Here is a 20,343-nt window from a genome sequence, read left to right as displayed (position 1 = left end):
CAAAAAGCGAACAATACTTAGAATTCCGTTTAACAAAATCCTAGCATTGTTCGCTTTCTTTATCTAATCATTCTTTGTATTTTATGGATAACACAACTATCAGAATCAATCTAGTTCGTTGTTAAAACACAAAAGAATGAATGTTCATCTGACTAAATTTTTAGTCTTCTTTTTTCTTGCGAGCTACAAGTCCAAATCCACTCAATAGTCCAAGAAGTCCTAGAGATGCAAGAGCCGCATTTGATTCTGTTCCTGTATTTGGCAATACATTTTGAGAATCATTTGATTTAGCTCCATTATCCATAGTAGTCTTAGTATCTACCTGATCTGTATTAGGAGTTGGTGTTGATGGTGTGACTTTACCTGGTGTTGTTACATCAGGAACTTCCACAGCTGGTTGACCTGGTTCTGTAATATTAGCTGTTCCTGGTACTTTACCGTCTGGTAATTCACTGTTTGGTACTTTACCTTTACCGTCTTCACCGATTGTAACAGTGATTGGGTTACCATCTTTACCTGGGATTTCTACCTTAGTTCCTGGTGGGTATGTTGAGCCATCTGGTTTCTTAGGTGTTACTGTAACGTCACCTGTCTTAGGATCTTGTTCCAACTCTACTGTTGGTGTCTTACGAGCTGGGGTTGTTACAATTACTTCTACAGGATCTTTTCCTGGTTCCATAATCGTGCCTTTTCCTGGTTCTATTCCATCTGGTAAATCTTTATTAGGTATAGTTCCTTTTCCGTCTTGTCCAATTATTACGACGATAGGTTTACCATTCTTACCTGGTATTTCTACCTTAGTATTTTCTGGATATAGTGTTCCATCTGGTTTCTTAGGTGTTACCGTCACATCCCCTGTATTTGGATTTTGATCCAACTCTACTGTTGGTGTCTTACGAGCTGGGGTTGTTACATACACCGGATTAGATGGTTTCCTACCTGGTTCTGTTACGGTTCCTTTTCCTGGTTTAGCTTCTTTTGGAAGTTGGTCATTCGGAACTGTTCCTGAGCCATCTTTTCCAATTGTCACTACTATAGATGTTCCATTTTCTCCTGGAATTTTCACCCTACTACCTTCCGGATACGTTGTTTTATCTGTTTTCTTCTTCGGTGTGACGACTGCATCTCCATTTGGTTTTATTGTGATTTCAATTGTACCTAATTCTGCCGTTTCTGGCGCAGTAGGATCAATTTTTTTCGGTGTTTCTACCTTAACTTCAACTGTTGGCTTACCTGGTTCCTTAATCCTACCTGTTCCTGGAGTATCTTCATCAGGTAAATCATTATTTGGAACTGTTCCTGTTCCATCATTTCCGATTGGTACAACGATTGGCTTGCCATCTTTCCCTGGAATTTCTACAGTAGTTCCTGGTGGATATGTTGTTCCATCTGGTTTTTTTCGGTGTGACGGTGACATTTCCTGTAGCTGGATCTTGTGTCAGCTCTACTGTTGGAGTCTTACGAGCAGGTGTCGTTACAGCTACTGGTTGTGACGGTTTCTTATTCGGCTCTGTTACAATTCCTTTTCCTGTGACAGCTTCTTTTGGAAGTTTATCATTTGGAACTGTTCCTGAGCCGTTATCTCCAATCGTTACAATAATAGATGTTCCATTTTCTCCTGGAATCACAACCTTAGTTCCTGATAGATATGTTGAGCCATCTGGTTTTTTCGGTGTTACTACAGCATCTCCATTTGAATTTCTTGTAATTTCAATCTTACCTGGTTGCTCTGTTTGAGGAGCTATTGGATTGATTTTACCTGGTGTTAGCACCTGAGTCTCAGTAGTTGGTTTTCCTGGTTCTGTAATCTTACCTGTTCCAGGTACATTTCCGTCTGGTAAGTCGTTATTTGGAACTGTTCCTGTTCCACCTTGTCCGATTTCTACTACAATTGGATTACCATTTTTACCTGGTATTTCGACCTTAGTTCCTGGTGGATATGTTCCTCCACCTGGCTTCATAGGAATCACTGTTACATCTCCAGTTTTTGGATCTTGATCCAAACGTATAGTTGACGGCTTACGAGCAGGCGTTATCACATCCACTGGTTGTGACGGTCTAGCTCCTGGCTCTGTTACTATTCCTTTTCCTGGCACTTCATCTTTTGGAAGTTTGTCATTCGGAACTAATCCAAAACCATCTTTTCCGATTGTCACAACAATAGGTGTTCCATTTTCTCCTGGAATTTTCACAGTCGTTCCTGCTTGATATGGTGTTCCATCTGGTTTCTTAGGTGTAACAATCGCATCTCCATTTGGTTTTCTTGTGATGTCAATTTCAGTTGGTTGTTCTGTAGCTGGATGATTTGGATTGATTTTTTTCGGTGTTTCTACCTTAACATCTATCTCAGGTTTACCATCTTCTTTAATCTTACCTGTTCCTGGAGTATCCTCATCAGGTAAATCATTATTCGGAACTGTACCTTTGCCATCTTTGTCAAGTGTTACTTCAATAGTTTTTCCATCTTTTCCTGGAATTTCTACCCTCGTTCCTGGTGGATATGTTGTTCCATCTGGTTTCTTCGGTGTTACCGTTACATCTCCTGTGTTTGGATTTTGTTCCATTTCCACTGTTGGTGTCTTACGAGCTGGTGTTGTTACAGCCACTGGTTGTGACGGTTTCTTATTCGGTTCTGTTACTGTTCCTTTTCCTGGTACTTCATATTTTGGAAGTTGGTCATTCGGTACTTCTCCTGAACCATTTTCTCCTATCGTTACTACGATGCTTGTTCCATTTTCTCCTGGAATTTTCACTTTAGTATCTTTAGGATAATTTTTTCCATCTGTGGTCTTAGGTGTAACTACAGCATCTCCGTTTGGTTTTCTTGTGATTTCAATTGTCCCTACTTGTGCTGTTTCTGGCGCACTAGGGTCAATTTTTTTCGGTGTTTCTACCTTAATCTCTACCTCTGGTTTACCATCTTCTTTAATCTTACCTGTTCCTGGAGTATCTTCATCCGGTAAATCATTATTAGGAACTTTTCCTGTACCATCTTTTCCAATTGTTACAGTGATTGGATTTCCATCTTTCCCTGGAATTTCTACCTTAGTTCCTGATGGATATGTTGTTCCATCTGGTTTTTTCGGTGTTACTGTGACATCTCCAGTTTTTGGATCTTGATCTAATTGTAGTGTTGGAACCTTTTTAGCTGGTGTTGTAATATTCACTGGTTGTGATGGTTTTTGATTTGGTTCTGTAATGATAGCTGTTCCTGGTACATCTCTTTCTGGTAAATCACCATTTGCAACTGTACCTGAACCATTTTCACCGATTACTACATCAATCGTTTTTCCATCTTTGCCTGGGATTGTTACAGTAGTTCCTGTAGGATAGTTTGAGCCATCTATTTTCTTCGGTGTTACTGTAACATCTCCTGTGCTTGGGTTTTGAGTCAACTCTACCGTTGGTGTCTTACGAACTGGCGTTGTTACATCTACTGGTTTTGATGGTTGTTTGTTTGGTTCTGTTACGACACCTTGTCCTGGTACTTCACCTTTTGGAAGTTGATCATTTGGTACTGTTCCAAAACCTTTGTCACCTATCGTTACTACTATTGTTGTTCCATTTTCACCTGGAATTTCTACCTTCGTATCTTTAGGGTACGGTTTTCCGTCTGGTTTTTTCGGTGTAACAATTGCGTCTCCATTTTTCTCACGTGTAATAGTTATTTCCACAGGAGTTTGTGTTGTAGCAACTTTTGGATCTGTTCCGTTTTTCTTTTCTTCCTCATCTGAAATTCCATCATTATCATCATCTTTATCTGTCACATCTGGATCTCCATCTCCATCTGTATCACGTTGAATAATAACTGGAACTTCTACTCGAATTTCCTCATCACCATTCTTAACTTTAACTGGAATGTTGATTTTACGTTCTTCATCACTACCCCAATTAGTTACGCTCGGTGTTCCTGTTAATTTACCATCTTTATCAACACTTAATCCATTTACTGGGTTTTCTGTTGTAATTGTTGAACCGTCTTTATTCGGTGTGACAACTTTCGCTAATGTTGAAGGAACTGGTTTCTTCTCTGTAACTTTAGTTGGATCTGAAACTTTTGCAGTTAGGTTGTTTGCATTTTTCGGATCTGTTCCATTTGCTTTTTCAACTTCATCTGGAATTCCATCGTTATCATCATCTGTATCTGTAACATCTGGATCTCCGTCTCCATCTGTGTCACGTTGGATTGTTACTCGAACTGTTACGTCTTTTTCTTCCGTTACTTCTTCTTTACCATTTTCTGTGAATTTTTCTACAACTTTAGTAACTTTAACCGGAATGTCGATAGGGCGTTCTTCTTCCTCTTTATCCCAATCATTTACTGTTGGGATTCCTTCCAGTTCGCCTTTATCATTGACTTTTAGTCCGTTCACTGTTCCATTTGGGGCGTTTGTTACAATCGTTGAACCTTCTTTATTTGGAGTTACAACTTTTATTGGAGTAACTGGTTGTTTCTCCTTCACTTTGTCTGGATTTGTAACTGCTACTTCTAAATCATTTGCAGCTTTTGGATCTGTTCCGTTTGTATCCTCTACAGTGTCTGGGATTCCATCGTTATCATCATCTGTGTCTTCTGAATCTGGGATTCCATCATTATCTGTATCACGTTGGATTGTGACTGGAACTTTTACTATGATTTCTTTATCACCATTTTTTACTTTAACCGGAATTAAGATATGACGTTCTTCTTCGTCTTTTTTCCAATTATCTACTGACGGTGTTCCTTCTAAGTTACCTTCATTATTGACTTTCAAGCCATTCATTGGATTTTCTGTCGTAATTGCTGAATTTGGCATATTCGGTGTGACAACTTTTGTTGGAGTTACTGGTTTTTTCTCTTTAACTTTAGTTGGTGAAGCAACTATTGCTGTTAGATTATCAGGAACTTTTGGATTTGTTCCATTACTTTTCTCTACTTCATCTGGAATTCCATCATTATCATCATCTGTATCTAAAACGTCTGGTGTTCCATCTCCATCTGTATCACGTTGGATTGTTACTGGAACTTCATCGGTAACAGTTTCTTTACCATTTGCCGTTACTTTTTCAACATCTTTTGTAACTTTAACCGGAATGTTGATAGTTTTTTCTTCATCATCGCCCCAATTGTCAACTGTTGGTGTACCTGTTAATTTACCTTCTCCATTAACTGTCAGACCGTTCACTTTTCCTGAATTGTCTGACGTAGTAGTTGTAATTGTTGCGCCTTTTTTATTTGGTGTAACAACTTCTTTTGGAGTGACTTCTTTTTTCTCCATCACTACATTCGGTTTTGTAACTTTTACAGCTAGACCGTCTACAACTTTTGGATTTGTTCCATTTCTCTTTTCATCTTCATCTGAAATTCCATCGTTATCATCATCTAAATCATCAACATCAGGAGTTCCATCTTCATCTGTATCACGTTGGATGGTCACTGGAACATGTACCGTAACTTCTTCTTTTTTACCATCTTTTTCTCTCGTAATTTTAACAGGGATTGTGATATTGCGTTCTTCTTCTCCGCCAACCCAATCATTTACGGTTGGTGTTCCTTCTAATTTACCTTCTCCATTAACGATTAAACCTTTTTCTGGATTTGATGGTTCAATTGTTGCATCTTTTTTATTCGGTGTTACAACTTTTGGTAAAGGTGTCGGTACTGGAGTTTTTTCTTTTACTTTAGCTGGTGCTGTAACGATTCCTGTCAGATCATTTTTAACTTTTGGATCTGTTCCATTTCTCTTTTCATCGTCATCTGAAATTCCATCGTTATCATCATCTTTATCTGTAACATCTGGATCACCATCTCCGTCTGTATCACGTTGGATTTTAACCGGTACAATTACGTTAGCTTCTTCCGAACCCTTCTTAACTTTTACTGGGATAGTAATATCACGTTCTTCTTCACCTTCACCCCATTTGCCTACTGTCGGTCTTCCTGTTAATTTACCATTGTTATCAACTCTCAAGCCATTTACAGGATCTGGTGTTTCTATCGTTGAGTTTTCTTTATTTGGTTTTACTACTTCTGGTATATTAACATCTTTATTTTCAATAACAGTAGATGGTTTGACTACTCCTGTTAGACCGTATGATGTTGGTTTATCAGGTTTATCAAAAATCTTCGGATCTGTTCCATTTTTCTTTTCTTCCTCATCCGTAATTCCGTCACCGTCATCATCTGGATCTGTAGTGTCTGGTTTTCCATCTTCATCTGTGTCTCGTAGTATTGTAACTGGTACATTTACGGTGATTTCTTCGTTGCCATTCGTAACTTTAACCGGAATTGTGATAGCACGTTTTTCTTCATCTTTGCCCCAATTCTCTACTTTTGGTGTTCCAGTTAATTTACCTTCTCCATTAACGGTTAAACCATTTTCTGCTTTTTCTGTTGCAATCGTTGAACCCTCTTTATTTGGTGTGACTACTTTTTTGGATTCGACTGCACGTTTCTCCAAAACTTCATTTGGTTTCGTAACTTCTGCTGTTAAATTCGTAGGTACACTAATATTCACACTAACGTTATCTCTTGTTTTGTCTGGATATTCTACCACAACAACTGCAGAAACTGTTTGCCCGCCTTGACTCGTATCTGGTGTAGTTAACCAAGTATATTTTGTTCCTTGTGGAAGGTCAGTTTTATTCGCAATACTATCCTCTGCCTTAGGTACTGAATTTTTAGGAACAGTTTGGTCTTTTCCTAATGGGTTATACTGCTCATTTTGCCCTTTGACTACAATTTCAATTGTTTTCTCAGCCTTATTATCATTTTTATCATAAGCTGTAATCGTTACTTTGGCAGTTCCAGGTGTTCCAGTTGGAGTTCCTACAATTTTGCCATCTTCGAATCTTAGTCCTTCTGGTAAGTCTTTTACTTCGATTGGAGTATTTTCACGCATTCCAACTCCGCCATCGTTATCTTTAGCTGTTACTGGAATTGGCGTAATTTCCTCACGACTTGTAACTGTTGCTCCATCCGCCGAAATAGTTGGTCCTATCTTGTCACGTGGAGTTACAACAAATGAGAAAATCACTGGTTTAGCCTTGTTCTCTGCATCATCTTTCGCACCAAATATAATAGTATTTTGCTTACCAACATCTCCCTCTATAGTATTAATTGTAATCTCTATTACTTTTTCTGCTTCTGTTTCTTTTACATACTTAGTCGTTACCGTTCCAGGTGTACCCTGTGTATTAAGTCTTCCAGATTGAAGTGCTTTAGTTAAAAAGTCAGTACTTGTTCCAGTTAAGTCAAAAGTCACCTTTTTATCATCTTTTGCTGTTACTGTAAAGGTTATAGTTCCGCCTTCTACTACTGTTACATTATTAGTCGATAGAGTTAAAACTGGTGGTTCATTATCTGGTGTTTTCGCTGTATCTGTTGCCGGATCTGAATCATCACTCGTTCCATTTTTTGTGATAGCTTTTACAACTGTTTCATTTTTTACTTTTTCAGCAGGGATTGTGATTTCACCTGTGTCTGCATTGATTTTGATTTCTGTATCATCTGAAGTCCATTGACCAAATTTGTCTTTCGTTCCTACTACTTCTTTTGGTAAATCATCTTCTCCTGTGTAAGTGACTGTAATTTTATCTGCTTTTTCAGGATCTTGTGGTTTCGCTGTTACAGATCCATCTTCTTTTGCCGTTACTGTTGGTGTTTCAGGTTTTGGTGCTCTTGCTGTTTCTGTTGCTGGGTCTGAATCAACACTATTTCCATTTTTTGTGATAGCTGTTACTACGGTATTATCTCTTACCTTATCAGCTGGAATTGTAATTTCACCTGTATTAGAATCAATAGTTACACCTGGATTGTTCACAACAGTCCATGTACCATCATTTCCTTTATTACCTACTACCGTTACATTTGTTCCATCTTCGTCTTTATAAGTAACTGTAATTTTATCTGCTTTGGCTGAATCTTGTGGTTTTGCTGTTACATTACCGTTATTTGGTGCAGTTAAGATTGGTTTTTCAGGTTTTGGAGTCTTTGCAGTTGCTTTTGCTGGAGTTGAGTCATCACTGTTTCCATTTTTTGTAACTGCTGTTACTTCTGTATTGTCTTTGACTTTATCAGCTGGGATTGTGATTTCACCTGTGTTTGCATCAATTTGAACATCTGGATTGTTCACAACAGTCCATGTTCCATTTCCACCTTTATTTCCTTCAGCTGTCTTATTAGAACCATTTTCATCTGTATAGCTAACTTTAATTTTATCTACTTTTGTTGAATCTTGTGGTTTTGCTGTTACAGATCCATCTTCTTTTGCTGTTGCTGATGGAGCTTCTGGTGTTTTTGCCTTATCCTCTGTAACATGAATAGGTGCATCTACAATAAATGTTCCACGTTCTGGAATAATGACTTCCACTTTACCATACACAGGTGCATTTGGTACTGTAGGTCTTGATACATCTGGATCTTTAAACCAACGGTATGTTGTACCAGCAGGTAAGTCTTTTGTATTAGCAATACTATTGTAAGCATCTGGAATAACGCCTACTTTAGTACTTTGTTCCTTAGCTCTTGGTTTAATATTATATCTTTCTGCTTCTTCAGGTTTCAGTGGTAAAGTACCGATAATGGCATTTTGACCATTTCTGTATCGAACATAACCAAGGTCTGTATATCCACCATATGCTAAGTATGGATCGTTTGCTAAACGTTTTTTAATATCAGCAAGCATTGGGTTATTTTTATCTTTATTCCCCCAATCTGACATAATGCTTTGATCTAGCTCATCCCCTTCAAGAATTTTTGTTTTAAAAGTGATAATCGTACGTTGACCTTTTTTTACGTTCAGTTTGTCTTCAATAACACCTCTACCAAGGTTGTAAATCAGACCACCCGTTGTAATACCGTACATATCTTTTACACGAGAAGCTGCATCTGGATTTCGATCGGTACCATCTTTTCTAGAGTCACGATAAATATTTCTCCACCAGTTATTATCTGGATTAGCATAATCCATCCAAGAACCTAAATTTTCTGTGTAAGAAGTTCCTGAACGACGTTCTCCATTTTTTACATAAGCACGATAATTAGAGTTTTCATGCTCCCAAGCTGTTGCATTGGGATATTCATTATGAGAGTACTGAACCCCATCAGCATATTTTGTATACGTAAAGTCATACGGATCTCCTACACTACGAGGAATCGTAAGTGAAACTTTCTTAGACAATCCTGCCTGAGCATTTGCTGCTGGACCTGAATCTAATATCCAATAGTAATATTTATTTCCATCTTTTTCGATACGCTCTTCACGATACACACGAATATTATCGTAGGCTTTATCAGCAGTCCCTTTACTTACAAAGGCATATTGTTTCGTATCTGGCGAGTACACATCACGCTCTGAATAGTTAATCATTGGATTTTTAATCCAACCAACACCAAAGTCTGTTACTTTCGTGTCACGTACTGTACTTGTTCCAGAACCTACTTTTTTCCCATTCTTTTTAACGACAGTTGTAACAACTGCATCTTTTACCATCAATTTCGTATCAACATTGACTGTGAAGTATCCATTTGATTGTGATCTAGTCGTATATGTTTTTCCGCCAACAGTTACCTCAACATCAGCTTCTGCCGCTGTATATCCATCAACTTGAGCAATACCAGCTAAACTGTCGTTAAACGCTACTGTATCTGTTTGTTTTACTGTAGTAGTAGTAACAGTCTGTCCATTAACCACTAATTCAACAACATCTCCAACTTCAATACCTGGAGCATTTAATTTAAAAGCTCCAGTATCGTCTAGTGTAGAAGTCAATACAGTTGTGCCATTTCTTTTAATCTCAATTGTTGAAGATGGCGTTGCATATCCTGTAATAAATCCAGAGTTGGCTACAACGATTCCTAACTCACCACGTTTGGTATTTTTATCAATAGGTGCTGAGCGAAGATCAGATCCTTCTTCCATGGTTTCGCCATTACGTGAATCACGAGATCCAGTATTAGCAATCGTATTTTTGCCTTCTTTTACTACTTTTTCAGGAGTGCCAATCTTAGGCATTGAAGATAATATAAACAATTTATCGCTAAGCGTTTTAGCTGCCGCATCAATTTCAGCTTGTGTTAATTCAAGACTATTGTTATTAAGCACACTATTAGCTGTTTCTAAATCTGCCTGGATTGCAGCAAGGGTCGAAGCTGGAGCTTTTTCTTTGTTGACTTTATCCAAGAGTTCTTGAACTTTTGTAATATTAGCTTGTAATTTAGTCTTATCTAATGTTTGTTTTTCAACTACCTCTTTATCAAGGGCAGTAGTCTCGTTTTCAGATGCATTCTCAGTTGAAGTTTCAGGTAGTTTCTCAGATAAAGTCTCAGCTGGATTCTCAGCAGTGGTTAGTGATTTTTCTTCTTTATCTGTAGTTAGAGAATCTTCTGTTTTAGGCAAATCTACTATTGTAGCAGTATGAGCATCTTCTTTATCTGGGATAACCGGTGCTTCAGTCGTATCTGAAACTTGAGCCGCCTCAACTCGAACAGCCTGATGCCCAGACAAAAACATCAATGCCGCAACAGCTACTGAAGCTGCACCAAAGCTATATTTACGAATCGAAAAGCGCAGTACCTTTTCACGTTGCTGTCGATTTACTTTATATGAATTCGATTTGTGTTCCATTTCTCCTCCTAAGGAAAATATAATAAAAAAGCAATCTTTATAACTTCAACTCCTTAAAAAGAGTTAAGCTACAAAAATCACTATGATGATTGCTATAGGCAAATAACATCACAGCTATCACAGCTATCACAGCTCAATTATACTATTTTATACATACTTAATCAAATATTTGGCCTTATATTCTTTAAAATTCGAAAAATATTGTATATTTAAGTATAACATTGTGAATATATTGATATTTTTTAAAAACAACTCTATTCACAAAAAAATAGATTATACTTATCTATTTTCAAAAATCATTAAATTTCTTTTTATTTAAGGTTTTATCCACATAAAAAAAACCTATAAGCTCTATAGAGGTATAATCCACTAGAGAGTTTATAGGACCTAGAATAGTTATTATTTCTTTTATTCTTCTGTTATGTCAATCACAATCTCTTCTGATTCATCAAGAGTTTCGGCCTTTTCTTGCCATTGCTCCTTGAGATTATTAAATCGATCTTTTGATGCTTCTGTCGCTTGAAAAGCATAGGATTTAGCTTGAGCAAGTACACTGTCCACAGTGATTTCACCTGACTCAACCTGTTCTTTGGTTTTCAGAACAAAATCTGTAGCTTGCTCCTTAACTTCTGTCAGTTTTTCACAGACCTGCTCCTTGGCATACTCTGGATCTTCTCGCAAATCATCTAGAAAATCTTGAGCCTGACTGCAAACTTGTTTGCCCTTGTCGCTTGTTAAAAACAAGGCAAGAGCTGCACCTGAAACGGTTCCTAAAAGGATTGAGGATAGTTTACCCATAAGGATTCTCCTTTTTTATTTTTTTAAAAATTTACTTGCAAGACGAAGAGCTGACAAACTTGCCCCAGTCTTGAGTGTTTTCGAACCAGCTGATGAAGCTTTCTTGCTCAAGACACGCGCATGGTCATTGAGGTCTGAAACAGATAGAGATAAATCAGCAACAGCACTAAAGAGTGGATCAATCGTTGCCATCTTGACATTGATATCATCTGCCAAGACATTGACCTTAGCCAGCAACTCATTGGTATGATGCAAGGTCACATCCACATCTGAAGTCAAGGTTTTAATCGTCTGCTCTGTTTCGTCAATAACACGACCAAGCTTTTGTACAGTGATAATCAGATAAACCAAAAAGACAATCAAAGCAAGGGCTACAAGAATATATGCAACTTCTAACATTTAGTTTTCCTCCTCTGTAATATAGTAAGGGGCCTTCTTTCGATTTTGATATAGAATGATAAAAATACCCAGTCCGATAAGGACAACTGATAGCCATTGGGACACTCGAAGACCAAAGAACATGAGGCTATCTGTTCTCATGCCTTCGATGACCATACGACCGAAACCATACCAAATCAAGTAGAAAGCAGTGATATGACCTCTTCTGAGACTCTTCCATTTTCTTCTGAGTATCAAAATCAAGGCAAAGCCAAGCAGATTCCATAGAGACTCATAAAGGAAGGTCGGTTGACGGTAGCTCCCCTCTATATACATCTGGTCACGGATAAAGCCAGGTAGATAATCCAGATTATCCACTGCTGCACCATAGGCTTCTTGGTTAAAGAAATTACCCCAGCGACCCAAACTTTGAGCAATCATGACGCTAGGTGCCGCAATATCTAGAAAATCCCAAGTATTGATGAGTTTGCGATCAGCAAAGATATAGAGCACAATAGCCCCAGTTATCAAACCACCATAAATGGCCAAACCACCATTCCAAATGGCAAAAATCTCTCCCAAATTCTGACTATAATAATCCAAACGGAAAATGACATAGTAGAGACGAGCTCCTAAAATAGCCAAGGGAAAGGCTATCAAGATAAAATCTAAAATATCGTCTGGTATGATCTTCTTTCTAGGCGCTTCTTTCATGGTCAAATAAACCGCAAGAATCAAGCCTGTCACAATACACAAGGCATACCAACGAATGGCTAGAGGGCCTAGTTGAATAGCAATTGGATCAAGCATTAGGCACCTCATTTCGAGCGATGAGATTTGTCAGCCGTTCTTCGAACAAACGGGTCGCATCAAAGCCCATTTCCTTGGCACGATAATTCATGGCAGCTGCCTCAATCACGACAGAAATATTACGACCTGTTTTAACTGGGATACGGATACGAGGAATGGCTACGCCAGAAATTTCTAATTCCTCTGCATTGTTTCCAAGTCGATCAAAGGTCTTATGCGTATCGTAATTTTCCAAGTAAACAGCAAGCTGAACCTGTGAAGAATCCTTGACAGCACTGGCACCGTAGAGACTCATGACATCGATAATCCCAACCCCACGAATTTCAATCAAGTGTTTCAAAATTTCAGCTGGTTCACCCCAGAGAGTAATCTCATCCTTGGCAAAGATATCGACACGGTCATCGGCTACCAAACGGTGACCACGTTTGACAAGCTCAAGACCTGTCTCACTCTTACCGATTCCACTATCGCCCTGAATCAAGACACCCATCCCATAGATATCCATCAAGACACCGTGCACACTGGTCCGTTCTGCCAAACGAGAATCCAGATAACTAGATAACTCTCCAGATAAACGACTAGTAGCCGTACGGCTGGTTAAAATGGCAATCTTACATTCTCTGGCTGCCTTTAACATCTCCTCTGGAACCACCAAACCACGGGCAACAATGACCGCAGGTGTCTCAGGTAGAAACATTTTTTTCAAAACTTCATAACGGCTGTTAGAAGGCATGCCAATCAGATATGACCACTCCTTCATCCCCAAAAGTTGAATCCGCTCTGGCGTGTAGTAGTCAAAATAACCTGTCATTTCAAGACCGGGTCGCGTAATATCCGCTATATTGATTTCCTTTTCAAGCAATTCTGGTTCGCCATAGACAATGTCTAGTCTAAGCTTTTCAATCACTTCTTTTACTAAAACCGACATCATTTCCTCCCTCAATCGAGTTCTTTTTACTATTATATCAAATTGTAGGAGGATATTTCAGATTTTTGCAGGTTTTGGAGTATTTATTTAAAAGAAAAAGGACTAGATTTCTCTAGCCTTTCATTTCTAATTAGAATTTTTTACGTTTACGAGCTGCTTCTGATTTACGTTTACGTTTTACAGAAGGTTTTTCATAGAATTCACGTTTGCGTGTTTCTTGAAGAGTACCAGCTTTAGTAACCGCACGTTTGAAACGACGAAGTGCGTCGTCAAGAGATTCATTCTTACGTACTACTGTTTTAGACATTTTTTTCACTCCCTTCAAGTTCAATATCTATTTTATTCTACACGTAAAAGGAATAATTGTCAAGCAAAAATGCGGTTTAATTTTGATTTTTTCTTACATGCTAACTTCTCAAAGTAACTTCCACTTGCCTATCCAAAGTGGAAGTTAGTCTAAAACGGATTTTTATGGTGGAATTAAGTGTGAGACGTTTGAATTAGAAATGAGGTCTACTATGACAAAACATAAACATCTTACCCTTTCAGACCGTAATGATATCCAACTGGGCTTAGAGCGCGGTGAAACCTTCAAAGCGATCGGGCAACTTATTCTAAAAGACCCGACTACTGTTTCCAAAGAAGTCAAACGAAACAGACAAGTCCGAGAGTCTACAGGCCATAACCTTCCTTGCCCTCTACTCGACAAGGCTCCCTTTGTCTGTAACGGCTGTCCTAAAAGAAGACAAAATTGTGGATTTAAAAAAATCTTCTACCTCGCTAAACAAGCTCAAAAACAATACGAACAAACTCTTGTAGAAGCTCGTGAAGGAACTCCCCTCAATTCTAAGACCTTCTGGGACATGGACAAAGTCATTTCTGATGGTGTTAAAAAGGGACAACACATCTATCATATCCTCAAAACTCACAATCTTGATGTCAGCTCCTCAACTGTCTATCGACACATCCGAAAAGGTTACCTGTCTATCGCTCCTATTGACCTAACCAGAGCCGTTAAATTTAAAGAACGAAGAAAAAGTAAGCTACCTCCCATCCCTAAAGAAGCTAAAAAAGGCCGTTCCTATGAGGATTTCCTAAATTATTTAACCCTTAATCAACTAGACTCTTGGCTAGAAATGGATACCGTTATGGGCAGAATGGGAGGTAAAGTCCTACTCACCTTCAATCTATCTTTCTGTAACTGTATCTTCGCTAGACTGCTGGATAATAAAACTGCCCTTGAGGTTACCAAACACCTCTATGACATCAAGAACACTCTTCACCAAGCTGACAAAGATTTCTTCCAACTCTTCCCTGTCATTCTTACCGATAATGGTGGAGAGTTTGCAAGGGTTGATGACATCGAAATGGATGTGCGAGGAGAGAGTAAACTCTTCTTTTGTGACCCTAATCGCTCTGACCAGAAAGGGAGAATCGAGAAAAATCACACCTTGATTCGCGACATCCTAACAAAGGGAATTTCCTTTGACAACTTAACTCAAGAGGACATCAATCTCGTCTGCTCTCATGTCAACAGCGTCAAACGTGCTGCTTTGAATGGAAAGTCAGCTTATGAACTCTTTGCCTTTACTTATGGAGAAGAAATTCCTAAGCTTCTCGGCATTTCTAAAATACCTGCAGAAGACGTCTGTCAGTCGTCTACATTACTCCAACATAAGTTCTAAAAACTAATCTTCAACCCCATTCAAACGTCTCACACTAACTTCCACCATAGCGGAATTTAATCTGAAACGCTTTCAGATAAGAGGATTTTGTGCGCTCTTTTTTTCGATTCATTTTGGCTACAAAAACAATAAAATCAAGCATGTTTAAAACCAGTGGAACTTACCCTGACACGGATTTCCACTGGTTTTTACGATTTTTATCAGACTAACTTCCACTTGGATTAGCGGTGGAACTTAGTTTGGGAATTTACCTTTTTTCTTACATTTATACAAGAGTTGAAAGCGTTCAATAGAACATTGCTTTTTATTTTTCAAGTAAGCTAAGCGCTTCAGCATCCGCAATGATGGTCACATCAGGGTGGTTTTGGAGGCTACTTGCTGGTAAGTTCTCAGTCACTGGACCAGACACTGTTCCAGCAATGGCTTCTGCTTTCGATTCACCGTAAGCAAAGAGAAGGATTGACTTGGCATCCAAGATGTTTTTAATTCCCATTGAAATGGCTTGAGTTGGAACATCTTCAATCTTGTCAAAAAAGCGAGCATTGGCTTCAATAGTAGACTGGTCAAGTTCTACTAGATGTGTTTGACTGTCAAATGGAGTACCAGGTTCATTAAATCCGATATGTCCATTGCGACCGATTCCCAAGATTTGGAGGTCAACTGGATGGTCAGCCAAAATTTGGTTGTAGCGTTCAACTTCAGCTTCAGCATGATCCTTAACCCCACGAGGCAAGAAACTTTCTTTAAATGGTTTTTGGTTGAACAAGTTTTCTTGCATGAAGTGACGGTAAGACTGAGGGTTGTCCCCATCAAGCCCTACATACTCATCAAGGTTGACACTGGTTAGATTTGAAAAATCAAGGTCACTTTCAACAATTTCCTTGTAAAATTCAAGTGGGCTGCTTCCTGTCGCAAGACCCAATGTTTGAGCACCATTAGCCAATTTTTCCTTCAAAATCTCAAAAGCAACTTTTCCACCTTCGATTTGGTTTTCAACTTTGATAACTTTCATCTTTTCATCCTCCATTTCTGTCTATATTTATTATATGGTATAGACCAATTTTTGTCAAGTGAAAACGATTTAATTTCTAAAAAAAGAGCGCCCACACTTGAAACATGTTATAATGGATAGGATTAGAACTTAGAAAGAATAAACAGATATATGAATACAGCTGATTTTGATTTCCACTTACCCGAGGAATTGATTGCCCAAACGCCCCTTGAAAAACGTGATGCCTCTAAACTCCTCATCGTCAATCGTGAGACGGGAGCAATGCAGGATAAACACTTCCACTCTATTATTGATATGCTAGAACCTGGTGATGCCCTTGTCATGAACGACACCCGCGTTCTCCCTGCCCGCCTCTATGGTCAAAAGGAAGAAACTGGAGGTCATGTGGAACTTCTTCTGCTCAAAAATACTGCTGGAGATGAGTGGGAAGTCCTAGCTAAACCTGCCAAACGCCTCAAGGTTGGTACTCGTATCAGCTTTGGTGATGGCCGTCTCAGCGCTGTCGTTACGGAAGAATTGACCCACGGGGGTCGCATTGTCCGCTTTGAATACCAAGGAATTTTCCTAGAAGTCTTGGAAAGCCTGGGTGAAATGCCGCTACCACCTTATATCCACGAAAAACTGGATGACCGTGAACGCTATCAAACGGTCTACGCTAAAGAAAGTGGCTCTGCTGCTGCACCTACTGCTGGTCTTCACTTCACCAAAGAACTACTGGCAGAAATCCAAGCTAAGGGTGTTCATCTAGTCTATCTGACTCTTCATGTCGGACTCGGAACCTTTAGACCCGTTTCAGTTGACAATCTGGACGAACACGAAATGCACTCAGAATTCTACCAACTTTCTGAGGAAGCTGCTGCCACCCTTCGCTCTGTTAAGGAAAATGGTGGTCGTGTCATCGCTGTCGGAACCACTTCTATCCGCACCTTGGAGACTATTGGTTCCAAGTTTGAGGGGCAAATCCAAGCAGATTCTGGTTGGACCAATATCTTTATCAAACCTGGGTATGAGTGGAAGGTCGTGGATGCCTTCTCAACCAACTTCCACTTACCAAAATCAACTCTGGTCATGTTGGTTTCTGCCTTTGCAGGCCGTGAATTAGTCTTAGATGCCTACCACCATGCCATCCAAGAACACTATCGCTTCTTTAGTTTTGGCGACGCCATGTTTATTTATTAAGAAAGAATTTCTCTAAATCTTCTAATACCAATAAATCGTTAAGATATTATTTCAAAGAACATCTACAATTGAAACTCTAGCTAACTGTAGAAGACGCCTAGTACATTAAAATTAAAATGTTTCTCCCTAGCTGCGAAAATATTGCCATAGATTGCGTTGACTCTCCAAATCGATTCATCTATATTTTATTTCAGCTTCCTATATTTTCTTCGCTGTTTGTAAATCAAAATACAAGATACATGAGTAGCACCATATTTGTTACTCTTATCTGTCCTCTCAAGAGACTATTATGAGTGGTTTCAGAATCATTCACTACTTTGACCCTGACTCTCCTTAGTCTCAAAATCAAAGACTAAACAAAAAGTGAACAAACCTGAATTCTAATGTACAGAAGACTAGGCTTGTTCACTTTTTTATAGTCGCTATAAGATGACCTTATCTATAGCTTTTTATACATAATTATATATTCAGACATACTATTATCAATTGTGTCGCAGGGAGGAATCTGTTAACGCACCCATTCACCATTATCATTGACTCTATAGCCATCTATACTTGTATTGATCGCTAGCTCACCCGATGCATTTACATAATACCATTTACTGCCAACTTGGAACCATTGATTGGCTTTCATAGAACCGTTGCTGTTGAGGTAGTACCATGAACCATTATTTTGTAGCCAACCTGTCTCCATGGAACCATTATCGTTGAGATAGTACCATGAACCATCAACTTGCTCCCAACCTGTTGCCATGGAACCGTTAGAGTTGAGATAGTACCATGAACCATTCACTTGTACCCAACCTGTTACCATGGAACCGTTAGAGTTGAGATAGTACCATGAACCATTCACTTGTGCCCAACCTGTTGCCATGGAACCGTTAGAGTTGAGATAGTACCATGAACCATTCACTTGTGCCCAACCTGTTGCCATGGAACCGTTAGAGTTGAGATAGTACCATGAACCATTCACTTGTACCCAACCTGTTGCCATGGAACCATTAGAGTTGAGGTAGTACCATGAACCATTCACTTGTACCCAACCTGTTGCCATGGAACCATCAGTATTATAAAAATACCACATACCATTTTCTTGTTTCCAACCTGTTGTTGGAGCAACTGGTTTAGCTAATTCTACTGCTGCGTTTGTTCCTTGGTTAGATGTAACAGATACAGGATACGAAGGAATAGATGATTGCTCAGGAACAACAACTTTTTCAGGTTCTCTCGTCCCTCTCCTTATACGTCTTTTTACCATCTCTTTAGTAATTTGACGAGAAGTAGTTTCTTCAATTGTTCCATCACGTTCATCTACAGTATAGATTGTAGTAAGCGTAATTTCACCAATTTCTCCTGCTTCTTCTATTTCTTGACCTTTATCAAGAGTTGAGTCATCGAGATATTCTGTTTCGATTGGAATTTCTTGGACAAGAACTTGGGGCTTGGTTCCTTTTTTAACAACTCTTGTTTGAGAGTCTTCTTTTTGACTTAAAGTACTCTCAGTTACTTGTCCACTCTTTCCATCTACATCATAAGTTATCGTTGTAACTGTTTTCCCATTCTTTCCTAGAGTAATCTCTTGCTCCTGTCCTGCAGAAAGGTCATTATCTGCTTCATATTTAGTAGCAAATGGAACAAGAACTTCTTCAACCTTGCTCTTGGCTGGAACTTTGATAACTGTGTCTGTCGGTTCTTTTCTGTCTACAGTAACCTTTTCTGTGACCTTTCCAGTATCTGGATTAACATCATAGGTTCTTGTCGTGGTTATAGTTCCATCCTCTCCGTCAACCATCTCAATAGAAGCTCCTCGGTCTCTACTCTCATCTTTTTCATAACGGATGATACCTGTAGGAAGGACTTTATGCTCAACCTTACTTTTAGCTGGAACTTTGATAACTGTATCCGTGGCTTCTTTTTTCTCTACGGTAACCTTTTCGGTAACATGACCATTCTCTGGATTAACATCGTAGGTCGTTGTCGTGGTTATAGTTCCGTCCTCTCCGTCAATTGTAACAGGATTTTCACTACGGTCTTTAGTTTCATCTTTTTCAAAACGGATATTTGTACTTTTTTCGGTGATGCGTTTTTCTACCTTATCTTTAGCTGGAACTTTTACAACAGTAGGTGTAGGCTGAGTTAGTATTTTTTCAGTTGTTTCTAGTTCTGAGACTTCTCCAGTATTTGTATCTAATTTGTATGTTGTAGTGATTTCCATTAGTTCCATTTTCTCCAGGTATAGTTTCAGGGTTACTTCCTCTTGGATGTTCTAAATCTTTTTCGAACTTAACTTCTTTTGATTCAATATCTCCAACACGAACAGTAGGTTTAGTTCCGACTTTTATGATTTTCTTTTCCATAGGAGTTGTTACTTTTTCTGTAGAAGTATCCTCTACTGCTTTACCATTTTCAATTCTGTAAGTAGTAGTAATAGTTCTGATACCTAGTTTACCTTGACGATTTGGATCATCTACTTTTTTCCCTTTTTCTAACATAGGATCGGCTTCGTATTCTGCTTCTATTGGAATTACTTTTGTTTCAACGCTATCTTTAGCTGGAACTTTAACAATAATATTTCCTACTTCATCAACATCAGTCTCCGGTTCCTCTCCTTTACGGCGGGTATCGTCTTTAATAAATGTCACTCCTGTTCCATCAGCATGAACAAAACTTGTATTCAGGATTCCTCCTAAAAATAAAGTTAGCCCGATTATCACAGAACCAAAAATCTTTCCGAGTTTACGTAATGCATAGCGCTTATTGGTATTAGATTTTGCCATTACATCCTCCTTCTAAAAGTTACTACTTCTAGTATAGCATCTTTTCTGGCAAATGTTAAACAATATGTTCCATATATCAAATAAACCTATAATTATATATCGATTATTGAACTAACACTTTAACTATATCGTAATCAATCTCATATATAGAGGATCGCAGACATCTTAT

Annotated in this window: 10 protein-coding genes and 1 pseudogene; 2 read left to right on the top strand and 9 right to left on the bottom strand. The window is 38.7% G+C overall.

Annotated features, from left to right (window positions below):
- Nucleotides 1-160: 160 nt before the first annotated feature.
- The 7 genes from OC529_RS10730 to rpsU form a co-directional block, all read right to left on the bottom strand.
- A complete protein-coding gene (locus OC529_RS10730; RefSeq protein ID WP_262082152.1) occupies nucleotides 161-1,417 on the bottom strand; it encodes an LPXTG cell wall anchor domain-containing protein in 1,257 nt (418 codons plus the stop codon).
- Nucleotides 1,308-10,607: a Rib/alpha-like domain-containing protein gene (locus tag OC529_RS10725; RefSeq protein ID WP_262082151.1), complete on the bottom strand. Its 9,300-nt coding sequence runs from the start codon at nucleotides 10,605-10,607 to the stop codon at nucleotides 1,308-1,310. Before OC529_RS10725 ends, OC529_RS10730 begins: the two co-directional genes overlap by 110 nt.
- Nucleotides 10,608-11,015: 408 nt before the next feature.
- On the bottom strand, nucleotides 11,016-11,405 hold the full coding sequence (locus OC529_RS10720) for a YtxH domain-containing protein (protein WP_262082150.1): 390 nt from the start codon (nucleotides 11,403-11,405) through the stop codon (nucleotides 11,016-11,018).
- Nucleotides 11,406-11,420: 15 nt separating this feature from the next.
- A complete protein-coding gene (locus OC529_RS10715) occupies nucleotides 11,421-11,804 on the bottom strand; it encodes a DUF948 domain-containing protein (RefSeq protein WP_410096748.1) in 384 nt (127 codons plus the stop codon).
- Nucleotides 11,805-12,593 carry a prolipoprotein diacylglyceryl transferase gene (gene lgt / locus OC529_RS10710; protein ID WP_262082149.1) on the bottom strand — a complete coding sequence of 263 codons (789 nt, stop codon included), beginning with the start codon at nucleotides 12,591-12,593 and terminating at the stop codon, nucleotides 11,805-11,807.
- Entirely contained in the window at nucleotides 12,586-13,521 is a 936-nt protein-coding gene (hprK, locus tag OC529_RS10705; RefSeq protein WP_173276799.1) for an HPr(Ser) kinase/phosphatase, read from the bottom strand. The genes lgt and hprK overlap by 8 nt, the downstream gene beginning before the upstream one ends.
- Before the next feature lie 130 nt (nucleotides 13,522-13,651).
- Entirely contained in the window at nucleotides 13,652-13,828 is a 177-nt protein-coding gene (rpsU, locus tag OC529_RS10700) for a 30S ribosomal protein S21 (protein WP_000048054.1), read from the bottom strand.
- A gap of 211 nt (nucleotides 13,829-14,039) precedes the next feature.
- Between rpsU and OC529_RS10695 the strand changes: the two genes are divergently transcribed.
- Entirely contained in the window at nucleotides 14,040-15,206 is a 1,167-nt protein-coding gene (locus OC529_RS10695) for an IS30 family transposase (RefSeq protein WP_262081817.1), read from the top strand.
- Nucleotides 15,207-15,510: 304 nt separating this feature from the next.
- Here the strand turns inward: OC529_RS10695 and OC529_RS10690 are convergent, their stop codons facing one another.
- On the bottom strand, nucleotides 15,511-16,218 hold the full coding sequence (locus OC529_RS10690; RefSeq protein WP_000864588.1) for a glucosamine-6-phosphate deaminase: 708 nt from the start codon (nucleotides 16,216-16,218) through the stop codon (nucleotides 15,511-15,513).
- Between the two features lie 150 nt (nucleotides 16,219-16,368).
- On the opposite strand from OC529_RS10690, the gene queA reads away from it, so the two are divergent.
- Nucleotides 16,369-17,397 (top strand): tRNA preQ1(34) S-adenosylmethionine ribosyltransferase-isomerase QueA, encoded by a 1,029-nt coding sequence (gene queA, locus OC529_RS10685; protein ID WP_262082148.1) that lies wholly within the window; start codon nucleotides 16,369-16,371, stop codon nucleotides 17,395-17,397.
- Nucleotides 17,398-17,905: 508 nt separating this feature from the next.
- Here queA and OC529_RS10680 read toward each other — a convergent pair.
- Nucleotides 17,906-20,123 (bottom strand): annotated as a pseudogene (locus tag OC529_RS10680) (PspC-related protein choline-binding protein 1).
- Nucleotides 20,124-20,343 lie beyond the last annotated feature (220 nt).

This window comes from Streptococcus sp. Marseille-Q5855 (assembly GCF_946901985.1).
Taxonomy (GTDB): Bacteria; Bacillota; Bacilli; order Lactobacillales; family Streptococcaceae; genus Streptococcus.
The sequence above is the reverse complement of the archived record's forward strand: the minus strand, read 5'-3'. Positions and strand labels throughout refer to the sequence as shown.

What these genes read in the sequence shown, in the direction of transcription:
- OC529_RS10730 (WP_262082152.1), bottom strand. Translation starts at nt 1,417, where the DNA reads ATGTCACCGTCACACCGAAAAAAACCAGATGGAACAACATATCCACCA.
- OC529_RS10725 (WP_262082151.1), bottom strand. Translation starts at nt 10,607, where the DNA reads ATGGAACACAAATCGAATTCATATAAAGTAAATCGACAGCAACGTGAA.
- OC529_RS10720 (WP_262082150.1), bottom strand. Translation starts at nt 11,405, where the DNA reads ATGGGTAAACTATCCTCAATCCTTTTAGGAACCGTTTCAGGTGCAGCT.
- OC529_RS10715 (WP_410096748.1), bottom strand. Translation starts at nt 11,804, where the DNA reads ATGTTAGAAGTTGCATATATTCTTGTAGCCCTTGCTTTGATTGTCTTT.
- lgt (WP_262082149.1), bottom strand. Translation starts at nt 12,593, where the DNA reads ATGCTTGATCCAATTGCTATTCAACTAGGCCCTCTAGCCATTCGTTGG.
- hprK (WP_173276799.1), bottom strand. Translation starts at nt 13,521, where the DNA reads ATGTCGGTTTTAGTAAAAGAAGTGATTGAAAAGCTTAGACTAGACATT.
- rpsU (WP_000048054.1), bottom strand. Translation starts at nt 13,828, where the DNA reads ATGTCTAAAACAGTAGTACGTAAGAATGAATCTCTTGACGACGCACTT.
- OC529_RS10695 (WP_262081817.1), top strand. Translation starts at nt 14,040, where the DNA reads ATGACAAAACATAAACATCTTACCCTTTCAGACCGTAATGATATCCAA.
- OC529_RS10690 (WP_000864588.1), bottom strand. Translation starts at nt 16,218, where the DNA reads ATGAAAGTTATCAAAGTTGAAAACCAAATCGAAGGTGGAAAAGTTGCT.
- queA (WP_262082148.1), top strand. Translation starts at nt 16,369, where the DNA reads ATGAATACAGCTGATTTTGATTTCCACTTACCCGAGGAATTGATTGCC.